The sequence below is a fragment of the Nocardia sp. NPDC003726 genome, assembly GCF_053586955.1.
The window spans coordinates 136329-153582 of the sequence record NZ_JBSFNF010000017.1 but is presented as its reverse complement, the minus strand read 5'-3'; the positions used below and the strand labels follow the sequence as shown (position 1 = coordinate 153582).

Genomic DNA, 17254 nt, shown 5'->3' with positions numbered 1-17254 from the left:
CTGCTAGCCCGCATGGCCAGCCTTGCGCCCCGAGCCAGCGTCGGAGACTGGGTGCGTTCTGCCCGGATGCACGGATCTTACCTTGCTGCAGCTGTCGACATCACAAGCTATGCGGAGGCAATGCTCGCCTACGGCCTCGCTCGAATCGATGACAAAGTAGTCGTGTCGCCGATGCTCGACGTAGCAGCGGAGACCGGCGGCAGAACGGCCATGAATGAAGTTGCGCGTCTACTGCTGTGCTTGCATCCGCCGATATGGCTTACGTTGGCTGTGCACGAGAACAAGGTGTCGAGAGAGTACATCCCCACTTCAGATCTCGACGCTTTGCTCTGGCTGGAACCAAACCTCGACCGGATCCTCATCGCAGCACGCAGCGAAGTCTCCTCGGATGCCGCCGCGGCGCTGGCGAAGGAGATTGGCGATGCCGCCGAGCTCTTCGTGTTGGCCGCGCTACGGTATCAGGGCTTGAGCCCCGTCCACGTCGCCAAACTGTCCGATTCGTACGGATACGACATCGAGATTCCCGGTCCCGAAGCGGACCGGATCGAGGTCAAAGCTGCAGGTCGGAGAACTGCTGGAACGTTTCATATTTCCCGCAATGAGTTCGATCGGTGCCTGCAGTACCGAAGTCGGTGGCGCTTGATACAGGTTGTGTTCGATAGCGCCGCCTTCGCCGTCGACGTCATTGATCCATCACATGTCGTATCCATCCGCGAGGTCTCGTACGACATTCTGCGCGACCTCGCTCCGCCTGACACTTCCGCGTTTGCGTGGGAAAAATCTGCCGTGATGACCCCGTCGAAGAATGCGTGGCGCAATTCGAACCTGATGCTCGATCCCAACTTCAGGCTCCCAGGATTTGGGCAATGGTTTCGGTAAGGCCCATCGCAGACGCAGGGTGGTGTTCCGCCTGCGATTGCGGCCTCAACGGAAGGAAACGGTAGATGGTGACGGCGAACGGCCACGAAGGTGCGCCGCAAATCATGTCAGCTGCGAACACGATGTGCGAAGCTATTAGGCCCTGGTATGAAGCCAAGAGAAGAACCAATGGTGTGGTTAGCTCTGTCGTCATGTGCACCGGACTGTACATTACAGAATTTCTCGCCGAATCCTTCCCGTTGATACCCGACATCTACATTTCAAACTCACAGGTGAGGGGCGCTAGCGGGATGAAGGTGAGGGCTATACTCGCCGACCACGGAGAGACGCGAAAATTCAGCAACGAAGGCGGGAGGACCTCTCGTGGGGCAGCGAATTTGGCGCTAAGCTTAGTGGACGTCATCAACTCGGAGGGATCGGCAATTGGGGTTGATTCGTACAACCCTTCGCAAAGGCGCGCCCTGGCGTGGCTGCTGCAAGACTGGTTTGTAGATCGAATCCGCGAGGACGGCCTGCGGCTAGTCGAAATACTCGAGGACAACGAAAAGTCTGACGTCATCAATGCGGTGGCTAGGCTATACGGCGGCAAGATTACGCAATCGGATCTTGATCTTATCGCCGACAGAAAAGGGCAGCTGGATCATTTCGAGAAACTTTTGACGGATGACACGTTCTTTTGTGCAGAGATGAGAGCGCAGTCAAAGAAGCCGGAGGCGCTCTGGCAACAGTTCTTCGAGACCAACCCGTGGATCTTCGGATATGGCCTGACGCTCATCGCCTGTGAGCACTACGATCGCCATAAGCTCGAAATGCCCACGACTGGCGCCAACGTCTTCGACGGGGCAGGAAAGCGTGTGGACGCATTGCTTCGCACTCGCGGTCATCTCAGTAGCCTGGTGTTCTGCGAAATCAAACGACACGATACGATGCTCCTTGAGCCCAACCCTTACCGGCCGCCCGACGTCTATCGGCCCGACGAAGAGCTCGTGGGTGCCGTATGCCAAGTACAGAAGACCGCCGACAAGGCTGTTCGCTCTATACGAGACCATATTCACCGCGCATTTCTGAGAGACGGCGTACCGGCTGGATTCGAGATTGCGACGATTCGACCGCGACAGGTCGTCGTAGCGGGCATGGCAGCTCAATTCCAGACCGAGGCCGGGCTCAACCGCGAACAAGTGTCGTCATTCGAACTCTATCGCCGCTCCGTCAGTGATGTGGAGATCATCACATTCGACGAATTGCTTGCTCGCGCCAAGTTCATAGTCGGGGATGAATAGCATCATACCCCCCCGCTGGCGGCCTAGCGGTCTTCGCTGCTAAATCGAGGCATTGAGCGCTGCCGAAAATGATATGGACTGCCGCAACGGCTTACAGCCCCGGACAATAGGCCGAGGCGTTTGGCGACGATATCGTCGTGGTGCTCCTCTCGATATAGTTTACCGTGTTCTGCTACTGGCTGTTAGGGCCCGTCGGGACTCCGGCTGGATGCAGCGCCGTTACAACATAATCGCAACCGCGGGCCCTACCCCGTTTCCCCGGATCGAGCAGGAAGCCATCCCCCTCGCCCACGCCGCAACCCGACTGCTACAGATCTTGAAAGGCCAAGATTGACGGTGAGGCCTGCTCCGGGATCGGCACCCTTCTATACCGGATGGTCGAGGACGGGTGTGTGCTGTGGACGGTGTACTAACCCCTAGCTTGACCTTATGTGCGACTACGGGCGCAAGGAATCCGTGATTGTCGCCTACCCGGACACGCGGGCATTCTGGTCGACACCGCCGCCGTTACAGCGCTTCCCATTGCCACGGCCGCGGCACTGTCCCGCGGAGGCATGCGATTCGATGATTCGCCTGCGTCGCAGCAGTTGTGCTCGCAGAGGTTCGTTCGAGAGCAAACCCGACCCATTTGAGTTCTTGGATATCGGCGAATAGGCGGAAGTCTTGCCGGGTCGTGACGTCGTAGCCGCCATATGCGTTCACAAAGGACAGGTAGTCGGCGTCAGGGACTCGTGCGAAGTCGGTGTTGTCAACGGCTAGTTGCACGAGGTCCCATTCCGGACGGCCAAGTGACACCTTGTCGAGATCCAGCACCGTCGGAATATCTGACGGGGGCACGACCAGGTTGCCTTGCCAGGCATCACCATGAATCACTACGAGCCGTAGGGGATCCGGCAGTTTGTCATATTGTTTACGCAGCTCGTCGTAGCGTGTCAGCAGCCACGTTCGGTCACCATCGTCTATCACGCCCGCGGTGGCCAATCGCTCGCGAAGATCATCGAAGGGGTCGTATCTCGGCAGCTCGAAATGGGCTGGCGGTGTCAACGAATGGAGCGCACGGAGCATGGCTCCGAGTTCTGCAGGCGTGGCTGGCCGGTGTTCCGGGATGAGGTGCCACCAGGTGACGGGGCGGTCGTCGACAACGATCGGCTGTGGCAGCTCTGATACCGCCTCCACGGTGGGGATGCCGGAACTATTGAGCCATCCCGACACGCGCAGTTCCCGCTCGGCATCCTCCAGGCTGCCGCGTCTTCCGATCCGCGCCACGATGTCACTGACCCGGTAAATGGCGTGAGATCCTTCGCGGATCGCCTCTGGCTGATGCAGATCAAGCCCGGCTTGCTGGGCGGCCTTTGCCAGTACTTCCCTGGATACCGTTGTGCCGGTCATGGCGCTGCTCTCGCCGGGCATCGGCGGGTGATGACCTCGCGCAGTTCCACGACGTCGCTCATTCGCCGGTGAGGTGACGAAGCAGCGGCCAATCGCTGCAGTTCGTTTTGGATGCGATGGGAATCCAGCTGGCTGGCCTGTGTGGCGGCACGGATGCCGAGGGCGACTGCTTCCTTCGGATCGCCGAGTTGCATAGTCAAGGTTGCCAGTCGGGTGAGCGAGAACGTTTGGGATCGGGGATATTCCGCGGCTTGAAGTTCGACCGCCTGTTGGATCCTCGGCGCCGCTACCTCGATTCGGTGCTGCGCCTGTGCGACCGGGATCAGGGCCTTGCCGGTGCTGCCGAGGTGCTCGGCCTCGTCGTAGAAGCACAGCCAGGGGGCGTCGGTGGCGGGGCTGCGCTGGGCGAAGTACTCGTCGGCGCGTGCCACTTCGGAGAGTGCTTCGTCGGGTCGTTTCACGGCGGCCAAGTATTGGGCGCGTAGGGCACTGAGCATGGCGCGGGTTGTGGCGGACAGCCGGTCGGATCGCACCTGGCCCAGCTCGATGAGAGACAATCCGCCATCAGCGTTACCGAGATATGCCATCTTGCGGGCCATGTCGGCGAGCGTGCTGGCGCGCAGTTCCCAGGATCCGGCTGTGTCGGCGCACCAGAGTGCGAGCCGGAACCTCCGCTCAGCCGCGGCGTGATCGCCGACGTCGAAGGCCGCATATCCGGCGACGCTGCCGAAGTTGCCAATCGCTTCAAGCAGGGCCCTGCGGGTACTCGGCGACGCCTTCGCATCGAGTAGCCGCGCGAAGCGGCCAAGTTGCCTGCCCGCGACAAGGCTGATCGAACCGCCGCCACGCAAGTTCTCCGCCGAAGCGATAGTGCGCGTCGCTGTCTGGACGTTGATGACCTCGGTCATGCCGACACGGCCAATCGGCTTGTCGTCGACGTTCGGGCCGAAATAGTGGGCATGACCGCTGGCTGGGTCGAAAGGGCTGAACAGGTTTATCGCGAGCGTGCGGTCCGGCATGGCCGGCGATTCGCGGCGCCTCCGATTCGGTACGAAGCCCAGTTCGCTATCGGTGGCGTGCAGGATGGTGCGGAGCGCTTCGCGGTAGAGCTTGTTGGGCCAGCGGACGGTGCCGCGCTCGTAGCGGGCGATGGTGCGGGCATCGAGTTCGCGCCGCTGACCGTGCTGTCGCCAGATATAGGCGTTGACGGCCTCGGCCAGCTCGGCGCGGCCTATCACCTGACCAGGTGTCACCCGCGACGGTGTGGCTTCTCGTCGCTGCTGGAGTTGCACGTTCGGTTGCATGCGTCCCCTCGCCGATATCGGTCGGTTCAGTCTATCCAGCAGCACCGACGCTCGGTCGTGCAGATTATCTGCCCCGTAACTTGCCCTCTTCTAGACGCGCCGCGTGCGTGAGGCTGGGACGACGGCTCCGATATGCAGGGGCCGTCTGCACAACGATCAGTTGGGGGATCAAATGAGACCATGTGAATCGGTCCGAGGCGCGCTCGGTGCAGCACCGGTGTCGCGCATCACCCGCCCGGACATCGAATCCGGATGGCGCACGTCGCGCCGTATCGCTGACCGCAGCACAACACTGCGGGCTGGTGTGGTGGGCCTCGGGCGCCAGGCGATCAATGATCACCTTCCAGCACTCGTAGCCTCGCACCACGTCGAGTTGGTCGCCGTCTGTGATGAGGATGCGAGTGTCGTGCGCGAGCAGGAAACAGCGCATCAGGTGCCCGGCTTCGCCGATTATCGCGAGATGTTCGAGACCGAGGCACTCGACCTTGTGGTGGTGTGCGTGCCGCACGATGTCGGTCGGGCGGTGATCGAGTCGGCCGCGGAGCATAAGGTCCACGTCCTCAAGGAGAAGCCGTTCGCCACCGACCTGGTCGAGGCCAACGGACTGGCGCAGTTGTGCGAACGGTCCGGCATCAAGCTGATGGTCACGCTGCAACGGCGATTCAACCCGATCTACACGAGCTTTCCACAGCTCGCTGATCAGATCGGCACGCCGTTTCTGATCGACGCCCGTTACACCGTGCATGTCGATGATCCATCCGAGGGCTGGCGCGGGCAGACCGCCAAGGCGGGCGGTGGCTGCGTGATCGACATGGGCTACCACCTCATCGACCTGCTCCTGTGGTACTTCGGATTGCCCGACAGCATCACAGCCGAGCTGTCGGTCGGTGCGCGGCCGGACCGCCGCTATGACGCCGAAGATACCGCGCTCATCCACTTTTCTTACGACAGCGGCCTCTATGGCTCGTTGCTGCTCTCGCGGTTCCTCGGGCCGAAGACCGAAGAGATCCGGCTCGTCGGGTCTGACGGCGTCGTACATCTGGAACGGGGCCGCATCCGCCGGCTGACCAACAGCGGCGAGGTCATCGAGTCGCTGCGTCGGGAACAAGCCTGGCCCTCAGCCGCGGCCTGCCAGATCGACTACTTCCACCGAGTCGTCGACGGCACGCGACCGAACCTCAGCGGTCCCGCCGAAAACCTCGCTCACATGGCCTTTGTCACCGCCTGCTACGAGGCCGCACGCACCCGCAAACACATCAATCCCAAGGAGCTCTTGTGACCTCACCACTGGCGCTGCTCGGCGGCCCACCCGTCATAACCGAAGCGGCACCGCACTTTGCATGGCCCCCACTGACCGAGGCCACCAGCATCGCCATCCTCGATCAGCTCGACGAGGGCGTCTCGATCTACGACCGCTCCAGTGTTATCGCCCGACTCGAAGACGCACTACAGCACTACTTCGGTACCCGCTACGCCGTGCTCGCCAGCTCAGGCACCGCTGCGCTGTATTCGATATACGCCGCCTGCGGCATTGGGCCAGGTGATGAGGTGATTGTCCCTGCGTATACCTTCTTCGCTACCGCCACACCGCTGCTGCACTTGGGCGTGACTCCCGTCCTGGCCGATTGCGACGCCAGTGGCAACCTCGATCCGGTCGACGTGCCGCGACGCATTACCAAGCGAACCAAAGCCATTGTGGTAACGCATATGTGGGGGATACCCGCACAAGTCCAACGTCTACGCACACTGGCGGACGCCCACGGGCTATTGCTGCTCGAAGACGCATCCCATGCCCACGGCGCGAGCATCGGTGAGCAGAAGGTCGGGACGTTCGGGCAAGCCGCCGCGTTCAGCATGAACGGGCCGAAACCACTGTCAGCAGGCGAAGGCGGCTTCATCCTCACCGATGACGAGGACGTGTACCACCGCGTCTTGCTGCACGGCCAGTACAACAAGCGGTGCCGAAACGAAATCCCAGCCCACTCCGACCTCAGCCGCTACGCCGTGACAGGCATGGGACTCAAACATCGCATCCACCCACTGGCCGCAGCCATTGCGCTGGAACAACTTGCACATCTGGATGACTACCTCACAGGGCGTCAACGCATCGCCGAGTACATCCACGACGAACTCCGGCAAGAGCCCGGCCTGACCATCACCTGGCACGAACGGCACACGCGACCAGCCTGGTACGGACTCACGATTCTCTACGACAGTGAATTCTTCGACGATGTGCCGGTCGAGCGCTTTCACGCCGCACTGCAGGCCGAGGGCTGCCGCGAGTTCGACCGGCCCGGATCGACGTGCCCCCTCAACCTGCTGCCGCTCTTCCAAGAGCCAGGTCCACTGTTCCCCGCCTTCACCGGCAAACTGGCCTACGCCCCCGGCGACTACCCGCGGGCAGAAGCGCTGCACCACGCAACTCTCAAGCTCCCCGTCTGGCATCGAGACGAGGACCTGCCGCTCGTCGACCGCTACATCGAAGCACTGCACAAAGTCATCACCCACCACGCCGACCTGAAAGGATAGAACTAGATGATCGAGACAACACTGCTGGAGAAGCTGACACGGGAAGCCGACCAGGACGAAGTGCAACAAATCGTCGTCGGCGCCGTCGTACATCACGGCGGCAAAGTCCTCCTATTGCAACGCCCCGCCGACGACTTCATGGGTGGAATCTGGGAACTCCCCAGCGGCAAAGTCGACCCCGGCGAAGCCATCGACCAAGCCCTCATCCGGGAAGTCAAGGAAGAGACCGGCCTCGACGTCACCGCCATCACGAACTACCTCGGCGAATTCGACTACCAGTCCGGCAGCGGCAAGAAAAGCCGACAGTTCAACTTCACCGTCGAGGTCGGCCATGCCGAGCCCGTGAAACTGACAGAACACGACGCGTACACCTGGACCAGCCTGGTCGAAGAGCCACCGGTCACGGATTCCGTGAAGCAGATTCTGGCGCGGTACCGCGAGAGCTGACCGCACAGTCAAATCGGCCGCGCCGACGGGTACAAACCGAAGTCTCCGCAACGCCAGTAGCCCGCTCCTGAAAGGGAGCGGGCTACGTTGATGGTGCAGTCCCTACTGGTCATTCACAGCGTTGTCGATCACCGGCATCACCTCGGTGTCGTCATCATCGCTCCGCCACCGCCGCGGTCTTGCCGGTGGTGGTGCACTCATCGATGCTTCGTCACCGAGGTCATCTTCGTCGGACTTCCGCCGATCGTCTCGCCCCGGCACGTTCCCTACAGCATGCCGGCCCTGCAGCTCCGTCGTCTTCCACCAGTAGCCGAGCCGGAAGCACAGCACCCCGACGAAGAAGATCGACCCGACCCACGGGACAGTGACGAGGAACGGCTGCATCGGTCAGAAGCCGTCCTCGATCAGCAGCAGATAAGCCGCCTCCAGATGCACGATGCATTCGTCCGGGTGGTGAAAGCGGTGGATATGGCGCAGCTCCTGGGCGCGGTGGCGGGTCAGTTCCATCAGATGCACCTGGCACATGAACTCCGCCAGTTTGCCATCTGCGGAGACAAAGGTTCTGTGAGGCAACGGGTCCGAGGTAGTCACGATCGCCCTCCTGCGGATCGCTGGACCGTCTTGGGCGGAAACGCCCCTGCCTGCTCCGGCAGCCGCACCCGCCCTGCTTGCACGTCGGCGACCAACTGGTCGAACGCCCGGATGCAGGCCATCAGCTCGGCCGCGTCGCGCTCGTGGTGTTCCGAGTCGTGCTGCCGCAGCGCATACAGCACGTACTTCCACACCAGCCACGCCACCCAATCGCCATATGACGAGGGAGACATCCGAGCGTGTGCCTCGAACACATTCCCGCTGGTATGCCCGCCAGCCTCTCGGTCGATCAGCCAGATCAGCAAGCTGAGCTGTTCATCGACCGAGGCCGAGCCGCTGCGGCCATGTTCGTGTACATGACGCCACCCGCCAACCAATTGCCGCGCGCACCGCAGCAGCGCAGTGGTCGGTTCCTCCGCGCCCGCGCACACCCGCAGAAACGGCCCGGCATCCGGCAACGGCTGATTGGGTTGGGCCTCAACGGGCGGAAGCGTGAAAGCAAGTGGCTTGTCTGGAGTGAGCCCGTACACGACATACTCGGGCCGTTCATACGGCATAAATGTTGTATCCCTCTGGATTTAGACGTTATGTGTGGGCACGCACGGCCACGGATACGTGGGTGATGGAGAAACGGGTCAGTCCCAGAGTGCGGCGCAGGGGAGCGGCGGCAGATCGGGTTGTACGTCGTCATCGACCGTCACCACCAGCTCCGGGAATCCCTGCGCAAACTCGTCGGCCACGTGCTGGGCCTGCTCGGCGCTGGCTTGGAAATCCAGGCGCAGCGCGCCGGATTCGATGTGGATGTGGCGGATTCGCCGAGGCGGCTGGGTCGGTTGCATGGCGCATCACAACCCTGGCGGCAGGCGCTGGCCCGCTTCGATCTCCGCGACCAGACTGTCGTAGCCCTCGCACAGTTCCATCAAGCGATCAGCTTCTGGCAGATCACCGACGTCGCCCGCGGATCCGCTCGGCAGTGCGTTCATCCGGATCACCGTGGCTTCGTCTCGGAGGGCACCACCCGGCCGGCCTGGACGAGCGTGTCGAGCGCGGCGGCCTTTCGCGGACAGCGCTTCGCCCGGCAGGCAACGTGGTAACGCATCACCGCATGCGCTTGCGAGATCGTGAACGGCACTAGGGGCGCTTGATGCGCCGCCTGTCCGGTCATGGCGATCAATTGATAGATGGCAAGGGAACTGGTAGGCATCCCGCAGTGCTTCTTTCCGGGTCCAAGGCGGCAAAAGTTCGGGTGGTACCCGGCACCGGGGGCTTTCGCCACCGGCCCGCCACCCTGGCCGCCGGTGCACCGCGTGAGGCGTTTGCGGCGTCGGCCCGGTACCGGGTACCGCCTTTGACCCTGGCGCACAGGTGGTTTCGGACGTAACCGCGCGGTGATGGGGTACTGTGGGCGTAGCGTAGGTATTTGCCCAGGTCAGGCTCAAAAACATAGGCAAAGGCGATGGTACGAGCGCGACAGTGGACCGGCTTCGAAGCCGCCGCACTCCAAGAAGCTATGCGCAAGTCGATTCGTGAGTTCGCCGCGCTGCTCGGTGTCGAGACCACCACGATCACGAACTGGCGCAGCGGGCTGAGCGCGGTCACGCCGCGATCTGGTACCCAAGCGAGCCTGGATACGACATACCAGCAGCGGGCGACGCCCGAGGACCGCGAACGCTTCGAGCGGATCGTGGCTGAGGGGGAGGCGGTGTGGCGTGAGCGGCACGATCGTGGTCGCCGTTCGTTCGCCGGACCTGCCGTTCGCGCACCCTATGATGGGGAGGCATGGCCCCCACAACATCAGGTGGATGATGTGCGTCGCGGTGAGTTTCTTCGCGGCCTGGTAGCCGTATCTGCCACGGCTGTAACCGACGATGTGGTCGCGATGGCCACCCGCCCAATCGACCACGCACCCGCCCGCGTGGGTATGGATCACGTCAACCGCGTCGGTGACTGGGCCGCCTTGTTCCGTGCGGCGGACGACGCTGGCCTGCACATCGGGGACGGCATGGTCGCGCAGCTCCGGGTGGCAGTGGACTACCTACGGGCGGATATGTCGGAGCCGGTACGCAGCGCCATGCACGCGGTGGTGGGGACCTTCTTTCGGGTCGTCGGTTGGGCACAGTACGACCGCGGCGACCATGAGGCAGCCCGCACCAGCTTTCGCGCGGGTTGGCACTGCGCCGAGCAAGCTGACGAGTGGTGGCTGCGCGCGGCAGTTCTGACATGCTTGGCCCGTCAGGATATTTATCTCGGGAATGCCGACAACGCGCTGACGCTGCTTGGGCTGGCATCGGTTCGCTCCGACCGACTGTCGGTGCTGCGCCGCGCCGACATGGCGGCGGTGCAGTCACGAGCATTCGGCAAGCTCGGTAATGCGGTCGAGTGTATGCGGGCTGTCGAGCAAGCCGAGCAGTTCTTCGCCGAAGCGCAGGCGCAGGATCATCCGGATACCGACCACGAAGGCTTCAAGTCCTACTACACCGAGTCGCTGCTTCAGGGGGACACGGCGCAAGGACTGTTCGACCTCGCGTACCACCAGAATGCCGAAGTGCGGAGCGCGACCGCAAGGCTCCGAACAGCGCTCAACTTGTCCGATGAGCATGCCCGGTCACGTCAGCTCAGCCTGATCCGGCTGGCTGCCCTGGAGTTGCGCCATGGGGATAGCGATGAAGGATTGGCGCTTGGAACCCAGGCGGTCGAAAGCGCTCGCGGCACTAGCTCGGCGCGTGTCCTCGACGGCCTGAAGCTGGTGTACCGGGCCGCCAGCGCCGACCGTCTGACATCTTCCGCTGGCGCCCAGGAACTTCGGCGCGGGATCGCCGATCTGCTCCACGCCTCATGACCTCAGGACCTTACCGATAGGAGCTGCCGTGATCATCGCTTTCTCAGTCACGCCGATGGGGACCGGCGAGAGCGTCGGCGAAGGAGTTGCCGAGGCTGTCCGCGTGATTCGAGCGAGCGGACTGCCGAACGAAACGAACGCCCTCTTCACCACCATCGAGGGTGAATGGGACGAAGTCATGGCGGTGATCAAGCAGGCGATCGACGCGGTCATGGCTGTCGCACCCCGATGCAGCATCGTGCTGAAGGGTGATATTCGGCCGGGCGTCACCGACGCTATGACCGGCAAGGTGGCATCAGTGGAGCGGCACTTGGCGGCGAAGACCGGATCTCCCGCGTCAACAACCTCATGACCCGCAACAGCGGGACCATCCCTGAGGTCCCATTGATCCGCACGATGCGCGCCTCGATGCGTCGCCTGCGTATGTCAACGCTGCCGGGCTCCGCGATATGGAACGCGTCGGCATCGACGGCTTCGTCGTCACAACCAACATCTCCCTCGGCGTCGGTAGCAACCACCCACTCGCGACCGCAGACCCATCCGTACGTGTAGTCAATTGCCGGTCAGGGCCTCCGGCGGCTTTAGCACTGCCGATGACGCCCTCGCCAGCAGCGATGACGGGGACATCGCTGTCGTCGGCCGGAGCATCGCCGACGCGGTGGTACCTGCCGACATGGCCCAGCAGTTGACCAGCATTGTCCGAAAGTCTCACACCGAGGAGTGTCTGTGATCGTCACGCCACTACAGCCAGAACACATCAGCGAAGTCCGCGAACTCATGGGGCTCGGGGAGCCATTTGTCAGTGCCCGCACCTTGTCTGACTACTGGCTCTACGCCAAGCTGTTCTCCTCGACCTGCCCCATCACGATCGACGAGGACAACACCATCACCGGAGCGGTCATCGCATTCCGAAGCCAAGACGACCCCGCAGACGTGTACGTCCAGGACGTCATGACCCATCCTCAGTATCGGCAATGCGGGATCGCGCGAGCGCTTTTGCGCAGCGTGCGGTCACAGGCCGAGAAGTGGGGCTGCGAGCGTTTGTATTTGACATCCGAACCCGAGAACCATGCACCACACGCCAGTTGGACTGCTCTCGGATTCGTCAACGTGCCCGGCGACCACGAGGTCAACGGCATCTCGATCATCAGCGACTTCAAAGGACCCGGCCGCAGCCGGGCGGTGTACGAACTGCGCCTGACCTGATCGCGTCGGATGGGCAGCTCAGTCGATCCAGTACCGGCGACTCAGAGTGCCGTCGCTGCATGGTACGACCGATTCGACAATGCCGCCGCATGCTTCGATGATGCGCCGGGAGGCGAGGTTGCTGTCGTCGCAGGTGATGAGTATCCGGTCGAGGCCGATCGCGCGGGCGACGGTGAGGCTGTGGCGGAGGATGGCGGTGCCGTAGCCACGGTGCCGAAATGGTGCAAGGACACCGTAGCCGATGTGACCGCCTCGTTGACGCAATCCGTCGTTGAGGGTGTGCCGGATGGACGTGCGGCCGACGACCTGGTCATCGACCGTGGCGACCAGGAAGGTGGTTGCCACGATTCCGTCGGGCAAGTTGATCCCGTGGCGGTAGTCCTCCAGCGCCGATAGGTACTGCCGCCAGGGCATGGCCGGTGTGAGACCCAATGCGAAGGGGAATCCGTCGCTGTCGGCCATGGCCTCATGCGCCGCGCGGATCACCTGCTCGTCCGATGCGCGCAACGGCCGAAGGCGCACTGCATCGAGAACAATCGAGGTCTCGGAGTCAGGTGACATGCCCGAACCGTACCCAGCGAGACGCTCGTCGGCGACGGAATTTCAGCGATGACCCGCTCGTGCCGACACAGGTAGGTTTCGCCGAGTTGGATCGGACCGTAGAGGTCAGCTGTATTCACGATTCAGACGCGGACTGGTCGACAAGCCATTCAACCGTCGTGGTGATTGCTTCGTCCTCGCGCTGGCGTGAGTCAAACCCATGATCCGAACCGAAGACAGTGTGCAACGTCGTGTTCTGTCGTGATCGAGCCGCTCCGGCGGCAATGTCGTAGGAGACCGCTGAGTCTCGGTCACCGTGCACGATCAGGGATGGCACTGTGCTTTCGAGGAACAGATCGAGGGGCCGATAGTGCGCGAACTCGTAGAACAGCACTCGGCCAAGCTCGAATTGGCCGTCGACGACAAGCCATCCGTGCTCTGCGAGGTCTTTCTGCTGCTGTGGGCCGAAGTTCTCCTTTCCCCAGGCCAACTCTGGCTCGAGGAACGTTCGGCGTAGATCTAGAACTGGATTCCACAGCACCAGTCGATGGAGGGTGCTTTCCAGCCACGGCAGTGACAGCGTCGTGGACACTGCGCCGAAACTTGCCGCCACGATTGAAAGCGGCCCCGTAAAGCGTTCACGAACAGCCTCCACGGCAGCCTGGAGATCGAGACATTCCCCAGCCACCGTGACCCCGCGAGGTGTCCCGCCGCTGTTGCCGTGACCACGGAAGGAGAACCGCACCACGTTGAACCCCGCAGCATCGAGCTGCTCGGCCAACCGGATGAACATCCCGCCGCCCTCATCCATATCTACGGTGATTCCGTGGACCAGCAATACCACCCCGCGGCCGGTACCTGATGAAGCCGGATGAAGGGCGGTATCGAGTCGAACACCATCGACCGAACGCACCGTGATGTCCTCCACAGCACAGCTCCCTTCGCTCACAAACCGGTGGTGGACAAGCTCATGTTGTGCAGCATCTATCCGCGCCCCGCCCGCGATCCTCACAAGGCCGCGGTTCCCCTGACGAGATGCTGCCTCGGCCGTTGTAGCAGTGCGGCGCAACGCCTGGTCCTCGCTTGTTCCGGGGCTGTCGGTGGGGCGGGCTTCCTCCCGCTTCATTGTCCGCGCTACGGCTCTCGCCCTGCTCGGGGCGCGAACCGACTATCCGGCTCCGGCGCATGGTGAGTCGCGCTGCGCTGACCTTAGAATACGTTGAAGTGCAACCTGATTGACGCTGAGCAACCACGCGGAATCGTAACGTCGCCTCGAACCGACGTAAGAGACTTCGACCAGTTTACTGCAAGCCGACCCCCTGGGCTGGTCGGCTTCATCGCCTGTGCATGTCACCTGTTTCATCCCACCTACTCTTCAGAGAGGACTACTCCGATGCCCGAAAAGGTCAGCAAGGATAAAGTGCTGGTCTACATCGTGCGCGACGGCAAGCTGCTGGTTTTCCGTCACACTGAGTTCTCCTACGAGGAGGTCGGTATCCAGGTCCCCGCGGGCAGTATCCGTCGCGGTGAATCGCCGGAGGACGCCGCGCTGCGCGAGGCCCGCGAAGAGACAGGACTGACCGAGTTCAGAGTTGTCCGCAAGCTGGGCGAATACTCCTACGACATCTCGCCGTATCGGTGGGAGTTGCAGCAGAGGCACGTATTCCAGCTGGAGTTGTGCGAGGCCGCACCCGAACGCTGGAGCAGTCAGGAAGACCATGACGGTCAAGGCGAGCCTACCCACTTCGAATGCTTCTGGATACCGCTAGAGGCTGCGCACATCTTGCAATCCGGCCAGGGCGCCCTGCTGGGGCGACTGTTCGACTGACCATTTGATTGATCGCAGCAGGCGGCGAGCATCGTGGACACCCACACCGCCGCACAGGACCGCAGTTAGCGCGCGATGGCCGACGTGTCGTAGAGACCGTAGGCGAGGAGGACGTGGGGGCAGTCGGGGTAGTCGCTGATCTCGAGGCTGAGTGGGAGGGGCTTGTCGGTGCCGGGTGTGCGTACATGGATTGGTGTCGGGCGGGGACGGTCATAGGTGACTTGCATGGGTGTGGATTCCCAGATGCGGGGGAATTCGGGGGTGGTTCGCAGTCTCTGGAACAGCGTTCGTGCTCGGGGGAGGTCGCGGTATCGGCCGAGGGTTCCGCGCAGGATGGTGACGGTGTAGCGGGCTTCGTTGTCCCAGTTGTGAATGCGGTCGCGGGCGACGGGGGAGAACATCCACTGGAAGTAATTGTTGTCGGACTCGGCGAGGCCGGGGACCATGCGGTGGAATGTCCGGTTGCTGTGCAGCACGGTTCGGAGGGGGTCGAGGTAGACGGCGAGGGTGTAGCGGGTATCGAGGTGGTCGAGGTGGGCTTGGATGCCCAGGCCGGTGAGGCGCTGGCGTAGTTCCTCGGTGGGTGGCAGTTCGAGGGAGGGTTGCCACAGTTCGTGCAGGTGTCGCCGCTGGGAGGAGTCGAGGTCGAAGGCGTCGACCAGTTTGGTGAAGACACGAGGGCCGGGGTAGGTCCGATCCCGGATGAGCTGGTGGAGGTAGGAGCTGCTGAAACCGGCGTGTTGGGCGGCGGATTCGCGGGAGAGGTGATGGCGGTGGCGCAGCCATTCCAGCGAGTCGTGGAAGTCGGGCATTCCGTCGAGTGGCGGGGCTTTGCGCATTTTCATCTTGCCCGTCTGTGCGGGGGTAGTGCGTGCGCGATCTCCCTGGCGTGCGAAGGACGAGGTGCCTGCTCGGCGTTGTGGTGGCGGGTGGGGGGATTGCCTGTCATTCGGTACTCCTGTTCGGTGGTGCGGAGATTCGTGGGTTGGCACAGTGAGCTGCGGTTCATCGGCACTTTCCGTGTCGGCTAACACTGTCGGTCAGACCTGGTCCGGGGGTGGGGTCGCAGTAGCACACGCAGAATCGGACGTCGTGGGAACTCGAGGCGTAGCCGAGGTGGATACGTGCGGAGTACGGCTCGCCGGTGATGGGGTCGCGCAGGTGGACGGGTTCCTCGGGGCGGCGGCCGTAGGCGACCGCGTCGCTGGTGTCCCACGTCTCGCGGAAGGTGGCCGCGCCGCGTAGGTCTTGGAAAAGAGTGAGGGCGTGCGGCGTTTCGCGGTGGCGTCCGAGCGCGCCGCGCAGGGTCGCGACCAGGTAGGCGGCGGCGCTGTCCCAGTGCACGACGATGGGTTCGGCGGTGGGCGTGGCGGAGCCGGGGTGAAAGAACCACAAGGCGACGTTGCCGCGGAACTGTTGGATGCCGGGCAGGCCCGCAGTGAACCGTTCATTGGCGAGGACCACATTCCACAGCGGATCGATGTAGGCGCCGGCGATCTCGCGGCGGTCGAGGTAGGTCAGTGTCGCCCGGTGCTCGGGAGTGTCGATGCGGGTGCGTAGTTCCGCTATCGGCGGCAGAGCCACCGGGGGCCGGGCGAGGTCGCGGGTGTAGCGTTCCTGCGCGCGATCGAGGTCGTAGGCGGTGACGAGGTGGTTCAAAACCGCTGGCGAGCACGGGGCGTCGCTGTTCTCGATCTTCTTGAGCATCTCTTTGCTGATGTGAAGGCGATCGGCGGCGCGCGGGCGCGGGAGCTTGCGGCGCTCGCGGATCCGGCGCGCCCAGCCACCGAGGTCGGGTATCTCCGAACAAGACGAGCAGGTGCGGGCCTGCTGGCGTCGTCTTGGATGGCGGGCCGGGTTCGTTGTCCGGGTCACGTAAAGCCCCTCCTACTACGGTCTTCCGTACTTCCTTCCACGTGGGGTACGTTGAAGGGTTCACTTTCCCCGAGCTGATTCGTTCCTACCAGAGAAAGATCATCCCCGGCAAACAGTATTCTCCGTGAGCTAGCCAACAAATAGCCATCGGCAGTCGCGCGGCGGCGCGGCGTATTTGCCGTACTCGCGAACCGGGGTCACGCGCGTTCGGGAAGTTTCTTTACTGACACTCGCGTTACCCCTTTCTCGCATCGACGCAGGCCACTGCATGTGGTTGGAGGGGTAATGGTTTTGTTAGCACAATCCTTACCTCTCGAAGGGGTGGCGCAGCAGCGGCTTTCGGGGCTGTGATGGTGGAGCATCACAGCTCCTCAGAAAGGGAAACCGTGGACATATACAACATTCTGGTGCTACTCGACGCGGGCGCGTCGCTGGTCTCGAATGTGCTGTCGGTCGCCTCGCAGGCGTTGAGTCTGGTCCTGTCGTTCGTCTGATCGTCGGGCCATTCCTCTGATTCGAGGGATACGTCGAAGGGTCTCCCGGCTGT

Annotated in this window: 21 protein-coding genes; 9 read left to right on the top strand and 12 right to left on the bottom strand. The window is 62.8% G+C overall.

Annotated features, from left to right (window positions below):
• Window positions 1-12: 12 nt before the first annotated feature.
• Both ACWDMM_RS22480 and ACWDMM_RS22475 read left to right on the top strand, forming a co-directional pair.
• On the top strand, window positions 13-879 hold the full coding sequence (locus ACWDMM_RS22480) for a DUF3883 domain-containing protein (protein WP_449939321.1): 867 nt from the start codon (window positions 13-15) through the stop codon (window positions 877-879).
• Between the two features lie 65 nt (window positions 880-944).
• Window positions 945-2159, top strand: a complete 1215-nt coding sequence (locus ACWDMM_RS22475; protein ID WP_449939318.1) for a DUF4928 family protein — start codon at window positions 945-947, stop codon at window positions 2157-2159.
• Between the two features lie 507 nt (window positions 2160-2666).
• On the opposite strand, the gene ACWDMM_RS22470 is transcribed toward ACWDMM_RS22475, so the two are convergent.
• Window positions 2667-3548: a phosphotransferase enzyme family protein gene (locus ACWDMM_RS22470; RefSeq protein ID WP_449939315.1), complete on the bottom strand. Its 882-nt coding sequence runs from the start codon at window positions 3546-3548 to the stop codon at window positions 2667-2669.
• Window positions 3545-4852 carry an XRE family transcriptional regulator gene (locus ACWDMM_RS22465; RefSeq protein WP_449939313.1) on the bottom strand — a complete coding sequence of 436 codons (1308 nt, stop codon included), beginning with the start codon at window positions 4850-4852 and terminating at the stop codon, window positions 3545-3547. The genes ACWDMM_RS22470 and ACWDMM_RS22465 overlap by 4 nt, the downstream gene beginning before the upstream one ends.
• Before the next feature lie 217 nt (window positions 4853-5069).
• On the opposite strand from ACWDMM_RS22465, the gene ACWDMM_RS22460 reads away from it, so the two are divergent.
• Genes ACWDMM_RS22460 through ACWDMM_RS22450 form a run of 3 tightly spaced genes read left to right on the top strand, consistent with a single transcriptional unit; the run spans window position 5070 to window position 7828 of the window.
• Window positions 5070-6131, top strand: coding sequence for a Gfo/Idh/MocA family protein (locus tag ACWDMM_RS22460; RefSeq protein WP_449939311.1), 1062 nt, complete (start codon window positions 5070-5072; stop codon window positions 6129-6131).
• Complete coding sequence (locus ACWDMM_RS22455; RefSeq protein ID WP_449939308.1) at window positions 6128-7381, top strand: DegT/DnrJ/EryC1/StrS family aminotransferase; 1254 nt, start codon at window positions 6128-6130, stop codon at window positions 7379-7381. The genes ACWDMM_RS22460 and ACWDMM_RS22455 overlap by 4 nt, the downstream gene beginning before the upstream one ends.
• A gap of 6 nt (window positions 7382-7387) precedes the next feature.
• Window positions 7388-7828 (top strand): NUDIX hydrolase, encoded by a 441-nt coding sequence (locus ACWDMM_RS22450; RefSeq protein ID WP_449939305.1) that lies wholly within the window; start codon window positions 7388-7390, stop codon window positions 7826-7828.
• A gap of 102 nt (window positions 7829-7930) precedes the next feature.
• Here ACWDMM_RS22450 and ACWDMM_RS22445 read toward each other — a convergent pair whose 3' ends face one another.
• From ACWDMM_RS22445 to ACWDMM_RS22420, 6 genes are all read right to left on the bottom strand, one after another.
• On the bottom strand, window positions 7931-8212 hold the full coding sequence (locus ACWDMM_RS22445) for a hypothetical protein (RefSeq protein WP_449939303.1): 282 nt from the start codon (window positions 8210-8212) through the stop codon (window positions 7931-7933).
• Between the two features lie 3 nt (window positions 8213-8215).
• On the bottom strand, window positions 8216-8419 hold the full coding sequence (locus ACWDMM_RS22440; RefSeq protein ID WP_195140412.1) for a hypothetical protein: 204 nt from the start codon (window positions 8417-8419) through the stop codon (window positions 8216-8218).
• A complete protein-coding gene (locus tag ACWDMM_RS22435; protein WP_449939299.1) occupies window positions 8416-8976 on the bottom strand; it encodes a hypothetical protein in 561 nt (186 codons plus the stop codon). The genes ACWDMM_RS22440 and ACWDMM_RS22435 overlap by 4 nt, the downstream gene beginning before the upstream one ends.
• A 78-nt stretch (window positions 8977-9054) precedes the next feature.
• Window positions 9055-9258 carry a hypothetical protein gene (locus ACWDMM_RS22430; RefSeq protein ID WP_449939296.1) on the bottom strand — a complete coding sequence of 68 codons (204 nt, stop codon included), beginning with the start codon at window positions 9256-9258 and terminating at the stop codon, window positions 9055-9057.
• Between the two features lie 6 nt (window positions 9259-9264).
• Window positions 9265-9402: a hypothetical protein gene (locus tag ACWDMM_RS22425; RefSeq protein WP_449939293.1), complete on the bottom strand. Its 138-nt coding sequence runs from the start codon at window positions 9400-9402 to the stop codon at window positions 9265-9267.
• Between the two features lie 5 nt (window positions 9403-9407).
• On the bottom strand, window positions 9408-9623 hold the full coding sequence (locus tag ACWDMM_RS22420) for a hypothetical protein (protein WP_195140409.1): 216 nt from the start codon (window positions 9621-9623) through the stop codon (window positions 9408-9410).
• Window positions 9624-9929: 306 nt separating this feature from the next.
• Here ACWDMM_RS22420 and ACWDMM_RS22415 point away from each other — a divergent pair, with 306 nt between their 5' ends.
• The 3 genes from ACWDMM_RS22415 (at window position 9930) to ACWDMM_RS22405 (ending at window position 12464) form a co-directional block, all read left to right on the top strand.
• Window positions 9930-11258, top strand: coding sequence for a hypothetical protein (locus ACWDMM_RS22415; RefSeq protein ID WP_449939290.1), 1329 nt, complete (start codon window positions 9930-9932; stop codon window positions 11256-11258).
• A gap of 28 nt (window positions 11259-11286) precedes the next feature.
• Window positions 11287-11610 (top strand): MTH1187 family thiamine-binding protein, encoded by a 324-nt coding sequence (locus ACWDMM_RS22410; RefSeq protein WP_195140407.1) that lies wholly within the window; start codon window positions 11287-11289, stop codon window positions 11608-11610.
• 374 nt (window positions 11611-11984) lie between these two features.
• Complete coding sequence (locus tag ACWDMM_RS22405; RefSeq protein ID WP_449939286.1) at window positions 11985-12464, top strand: GNAT family N-acetyltransferase; 480 nt, start codon at window positions 11985-11987, stop codon at window positions 12462-12464.
• Between the two features lie 18 nt (window positions 12465-12482).
• Here ACWDMM_RS22405 and ACWDMM_RS22400 read toward each other — a convergent pair whose 3' ends face one another.
• Both ACWDMM_RS22400 and ACWDMM_RS22395 read right to left on the bottom strand, forming a co-directional pair.
• On the bottom strand, window positions 12483-13025 hold the full coding sequence (locus ACWDMM_RS22400) for a GNAT family N-acetyltransferase (protein WP_449939284.1): 543 nt from the start codon (window positions 13023-13025) through the stop codon (window positions 12483-12485).
• A gap of 115 nt (window positions 13026-13140) precedes the next feature.
• A complete protein-coding gene (locus ACWDMM_RS22395; RefSeq protein WP_449939282.1) occupies window positions 13141-13932 on the bottom strand; it encodes an alpha/beta hydrolase in 792 nt (263 codons plus the stop codon).
• A 465-nt stretch (window positions 13933-14397) separates the two neighbouring features.
• On the opposite strand from ACWDMM_RS22395, the gene ACWDMM_RS22390 reads away from it, so the two are divergent.
• Window positions 14398-14832 (top strand): NUDIX hydrolase, encoded by a 435-nt coding sequence (locus tag ACWDMM_RS22390; protein ID WP_449939281.1) that lies wholly within the window; start codon window positions 14398-14400, stop codon window positions 14830-14832.
• Between the two features lie 65 nt (window positions 14833-14897).
• Here ACWDMM_RS22390 and ACWDMM_RS22385 read toward each other — a convergent pair whose 3' ends face one another.
• Window positions 14898-15677, bottom strand: a complete 780-nt coding sequence (locus tag ACWDMM_RS22385; RefSeq protein ID WP_449939279.1) for an MmyB family transcriptional regulator — start codon at window positions 15675-15677, stop codon at window positions 14898-14900.
• Window positions 15678-15837: 160 nt separating this feature from the next.
• Window positions 15838-16707, bottom strand: a complete 870-nt coding sequence (locus tag ACWDMM_RS22380; protein ID WP_449939276.1) for an MmyB family transcriptional regulator — start codon at window positions 16705-16707, stop codon at window positions 15838-15840.
• Window positions 16708-17254: the final 547 nt, after the last annotated feature.

Coding starts and splice junctions, on each gene's coding strand:
- ACWDMM_RS22475 (WP_449939318.1), top strand. CDS start 945: ATGGTGACGGCGAACGGCCACGAAGGTGCGCCGCAAATCATGTCAGCT.
- ACWDMM_RS22480 (WP_449939321.1), top strand. CDS start 13: ATGGCCAGCCTTGCGCCCCGAGCCAGCGTCGGAGACTGGGTGCGTTCT.
- ACWDMM_RS22470 (WP_449939315.1), bottom strand. CDS start 3,548: ATGACCGGCACAACGGTATCCAGGGAAGTACTGGCAAAGGCCGCCCAG.
- ACWDMM_RS22445 (WP_449939303.1), bottom strand. CDS start 8,212: ATGCAGCCGTTCCTCGTCACTGTCCCGTGGGTCGGGTCGATCTTCTTC.
- ACWDMM_RS22385 (WP_449939279.1), bottom strand. CDS start 15,677: ATGAAAATGCGCAAAGCCCCGCCACTCGACGGAATGCCCGACTTCCAC.
- ACWDMM_RS22430 (WP_449939296.1), bottom strand. CDS start 9,258: ATGCAACCGACCCAGCCGCCTCGGCGAATCCGCCACATCCACATCGAA.
- ACWDMM_RS22390 (WP_449939281.1), top strand. CDS start 14,398: ATGCCCGAAAAGGTCAGCAAGGATAAAGTGCTGGTCTACATCGTGCGC.
- ACWDMM_RS22400 (WP_449939284.1), bottom strand. CDS start 13,025: ATGTCACCTGACTCCGAGACCTCGATTGTTCTCGATGCAGTGCGCCTT.
- ACWDMM_RS22465 (WP_449939313.1), bottom strand. CDS start 4,852: ATGCAACCGAACGTGCAACTCCAGCAGCGACGAGAAGCCACACCGTCG.
- ACWDMM_RS22420 (WP_195140409.1), bottom strand. CDS start 9,623: ATGCCTACCAGTTCCCTTGCCATCTATCAATTGATCGCCATGACCGGA.
- ACWDMM_RS22450 (WP_449939305.1), top strand. CDS start 7,388: ATGATCGAGACAACACTGCTGGAGAAGCTGACACGGGAAGCCGACCAG.
- ACWDMM_RS22435 (WP_449939299.1), bottom strand. CDS start 8,976: ATGCCGTATGAACGGCCCGAGTATGTCGTGTACGGGCTCACTCCAGAC.
- ACWDMM_RS22415 (WP_449939290.1), top strand. CDS start 9,930: ATGCGCAAGTCGATTCGTGAGTTCGCCGCGCTGCTCGGTGTCGAGACC.
- ACWDMM_RS22425 (WP_449939293.1), bottom strand. CDS start 9,402: ATGAACGCACTGCCGAGCGGATCCGCGGGCGACGTCGGTGATCTGCCA.